This window comes from Companilactobacillus futsaii JCM 17355 (assembly GCF_001435505.1).
Classification (GTDB): Bacteria; Bacillota; Bacilli; order Lactobacillales; family Lactobacillaceae; genus Companilactobacillus; species Companilactobacillus futsaii.
The window spans coordinates 1-3,850 of record NZ_AZDO01000026.1 but is presented as its reverse complement, the minus strand read 5'-3'; the positions used below and the strand labels follow the sequence as shown (position 1 = coordinate 3,850).

General features: G+C 37.6%; 3 protein-coding genes. All 3 read right to left on the bottom strand.

Annotated features, from left to right (window positions below):
- Positions 1-50: 50 nt before the first annotated feature.
- The gene (argH, locus tag FC88_RS03240) at positions 51-1,433 is read right to left on the bottom strand and encodes an argininosuccinate lyase (RefSeq protein ID WP_057812733.1); all 1,383 of its coding nucleotides are present in this window, start codon (positions 1,431-1,433) and stop codon (positions 51-53) included.
- Positions 1,430-2,671, bottom strand: coding sequence for an argininosuccinate synthase (locus FC88_RS03235; protein ID WP_057812731.1), 1,242 nt, complete (start codon positions 2,669-2,671; stop codon positions 1,430-1,432). The genes argH and FC88_RS03235 overlap by 4 nt, the downstream gene beginning before the upstream one ends.
- 278 nt (positions 2,672-2,949) lie before the next feature.
- Positions 2,950-3,762 carry an SDR family NAD(P)-dependent oxidoreductase gene (locus tag FC88_RS03230; RefSeq protein WP_057812729.1) on the bottom strand — a complete coding sequence of 271 codons (813 nt, stop codon included), beginning with the start codon at positions 3,760-3,762 and terminating at the stop codon, positions 2,950-2,952.
- Positions 3,763-3,850 lie beyond the last annotated feature (88 nt).

Sequence of the window (3,850 nt, the reverse complement as noted above, 5' to 3'; positions counted from 1 at the left end):
GGCAAGTATGGAATGTTCCTAGAAGCTCGGTACTTTAGTGCCGATGTAGTTCACAAGCCTAATTCTTCTTGAGCTTTTTCAATTTGTTCACGAACTTGTTTAAAGCCGGTACCACCGTAAGAATTTCTTCTTTCAACGGCAACTTCTGGTTTCAACACGTCATAAACGTCTTCTTCAATCAAAGGTGAAATTTTCTTAAAATCAGCCATCGAAATATCCTGTAAGTTTTGGCCACTTTGAATACCTTTCAAGACTAATTCTCCAACAATTCTGTGTGCTTGTCTAAAGGGAATCCCTTTCGTAGCCAAGTAATCAGCCAATTCAGTTGCATTTGAAAAATCGTGAGTAGTAGCTTTGTACATGTTATCTTTTTTAACTTTAACAGTCGAAAGCATCCCATTGAATACTCTCAAAGCCGGCAGAATAGTTTTGACAGTATCAAAGACGCCTTCTTTATCTTCTTGAAGATCCTTGTTATAAGCCAAAGGTAAAGACTTCATGGTCGAAAGTAGTCCAAATAAATGTCCAAACACTCGCCCACTCTTGCCACGGATAAGTTCTGCCATATCAGGATTCTTCTTTTGAGGCATGATAGAACTTCCCGTCGTGTACTTGTCGCTTAGTTCCAAATAATTAAATTCGTAACTGACCCACATACTTAATTCTTCACAAAAACGAGATAAATGTAACATCAAAATTGAGGCATTACTCAAAAATTCTAAAGCAAAATCACGATCAGATACAGCATCTAATGAATTACCATAAACTTCATCAAATCCTAATTCGTCAGCTGTAAATTGACGATCGATTGGAAAGGTCGTTCCGGCTAAAGCTGCAGCACCTAATGGTGAAATATCAGTGTGTTTTTGATTAAACTCAAATCTCTCTACATCACGTTTCAACATTGAATAATAAGCCATCAAATAGTGACCATAAGAAATTGGTTGCGCATGTTGCAAGTGAGTATACCCGGGCATGATAGTCTCGACATTTTCACTTGCTAATTTAACCAAAGTTGTTTGGATAGTTTTGATTTCTTCGATAATCTTAGGTAAACGATTCTTGACGTACAAATGAAAATCAGTTGCGACTTGGTCATTTCTTGAACGACCAGTATGCAATTTACCCGCTACCGACCCGATTCGATCAGTTAAAATACTTTCAATATTCATATGGATATCTTCGTTTTCAACTGTGAAATGAATTTTACCTTGATGCAGATCCTTTTGAATACCAACGAGTCCAGCAACTATTTTTGAAACATCGTCATGATTCAAAATTCCAGTTTTTTCTAACATTTTGACGTGAGCCAAAGATCCAGTTATATCTTCGTCAGCCATTTGTTGATCAAAGCTAATTGAAGCACCGAATTCATCTACCCAACTGTCAGCTTGTTGTGAAAATCTTCCACCCCAGAGCTTTTCGGTACTCATTGGTTCACCTCAGTATGGTCAGCTTCATTCTTTTGCTGAGCAGCTTTTTCGCTAACTTGAGCGGAAACTTGTGTTGGAAGTCCCCATAGTTTGATGAATCCTTGAGCAGCTTCTTGGTCGAATGAGTCGGCTGAAGTGTAAGTTGCCAAATCTTTGTCATATAGAGAATTTGGTGATTTACGTCCTTGAACCAAAACATTGCCTTTGAACAATTTCAACTTAATAACTCCATTAACGGTCTTTTGACTTTCATGCAAGAAGGCCAACAATGAGTCCATCAATGGTGAGAACCATAGGCCGTTATAAATTGTGTCGCTCAATTCTTTTTCAATATATGGCTTGAAATGAGCCAAATCACGTTCTAGTGTCAAATCTTCAAGTTCTTTGTGAGCCTTCAACAAGACTGCTGCGGCTGGTGTTTCGTAAACTTCACGTGACTTGATACCAACCAAACGATTTTCAATATGGTCGATTCTTCCGATACCATTTTCACCGGCAATCACATTTAGTTCTTGAATCATATCTGAGAACTTCATCTTTTCACCATCTAGTGAAACCGGAACTCCTTGTTCAAATTCAATTTCGATGCTAGTTGGTTCATCGGGTGTTTTTCCAATTGGATTAGTGATGTCAAAAGCATCTTCTGGTGCTTCGTTCCAAGGATCTTCCAAAACGCCACATTCATTAGCACGGCCCCAAATATTAGCGTCGATAGAATATGGTGAGTCCAAATCAATCGGAATTGGAATGTTGTGTTCCTTGGCAAATTCGATTTCTTCCTCACGTGACCAGTGCCAATCACGAACAGGTCCTAACACGGTCATTTCTGGAGCCAAAGCGTGGATGGCAACTTCAAAACGAACTTGATCGTTACCTTTTCCGGTACAGCCATGGGCAATGGCAACTGCATCATTTTCTTTGGCAATTTCTACTAATTTTTTACTAATAAGAGGTCGGGATAAGGCAGAGAGAAGAGGATAAATACCTTCGTAGAGGGTATGTCCTTGTAATGCTACTAATGCGTAATCGTCAGCGAATTCATCTAAAGCATCAATGGCGATTGCATCAACTGCACCAGCGTCAATCGCTTTGTTCTTGATAAACTCAAGATTTTTTCCTTCACCAACATTGATACAACATGCAATAACGTCGTATCCTTTATTTTTCAACCACGGAATGGCTACTGATGTATCCAATCCACCGGAATATGCTAAAACTACTTTTTTTGTCTCTGTCATAATACTGTCTCCCTTTATTAGAAAAAAATTAATTTATGAAAAAGATAGTAGCACCTTATAAATTCTTTTTCAACCATAAAATTAGAGAAAAATTAGACTATTTAATCTTTTCTAATAATAGTGGGGCTCAATAATGCCTGTTTGATAAGGTTTTGAAAATTATTCTGAAAAAATAAAAAAATTACAGATTTTCCTTTTTTGGATGAAATTTTCCATTATGAAAAAAGAGCATTACCAGAACAGAGTGATATCTGTCTTTTTGGTAATACCCTTAACTCTTATTTCATCAATTTATTCAAAGCAAAACGATAAACTCTAGGCATAGTGGTAGCTGTTAAAACCATCCCATGATCGATGATTGAATGATAGTAACGACGTTTTGGATGAATATCCGTTGCTGCCTGATAAAACACTTTAGCCAAATCTTCCGCCGTGGCTTGTGTGCCTTTGATTTTTCCAAACAAATTTTCGGTTTTATCTAATAAATTTTCATATGGAGAATCTTCTAGCAAATTCTTACGAGCATTTTCAAAAGCAATCTTACTCCACTCTGATTTAGTTAAACCGGGTTGAATGATCACTGAACGAATTCCAAATGGCTTTACTTCTTGATCTAAAACATCGCTCCACATATTTAAGCTGGCTTTAGTCGTGTAATACCAACCACCTAAAGCACTGTAAATATTTGCTCCAACTGATGAAATATTAACAATACGACCAGAATTTTGACGACGCATGACTGGCAATACTAACTGCGTGATACGATCTGCTCCAAACAAGTTGACATCAAATTGACGCTTAGCATTTTCCACAGGAACTTCTTCAATAGGTCCAAATTCACCATAACCAGCATTATTGATCAAAACATCAATACGGCCTCGCTGTTTAACAACGTGATCAATCAACCCTCGAACTGACAGCTTATCAGTTACATCGAGTTTTTGAGTATGAATCCCCATTTCTGACAAGTCAGCCAATCGTTCAACGCGTCGAGCTCCACCGTAAACTTCAAATCCTTGTTGTTTGAAGTAAATGGCCGCAGCCCGTCCCATTCCTGATGAAATGCCGGTAATTACTACCACTTTAGTCATACAAATATCCTCCATAATTTCAGTTAATTATATTTCGCAAATTGCAAGAACAAGTTAGCCACTTTGGAAAAATAAAGAAAAGTTAAGA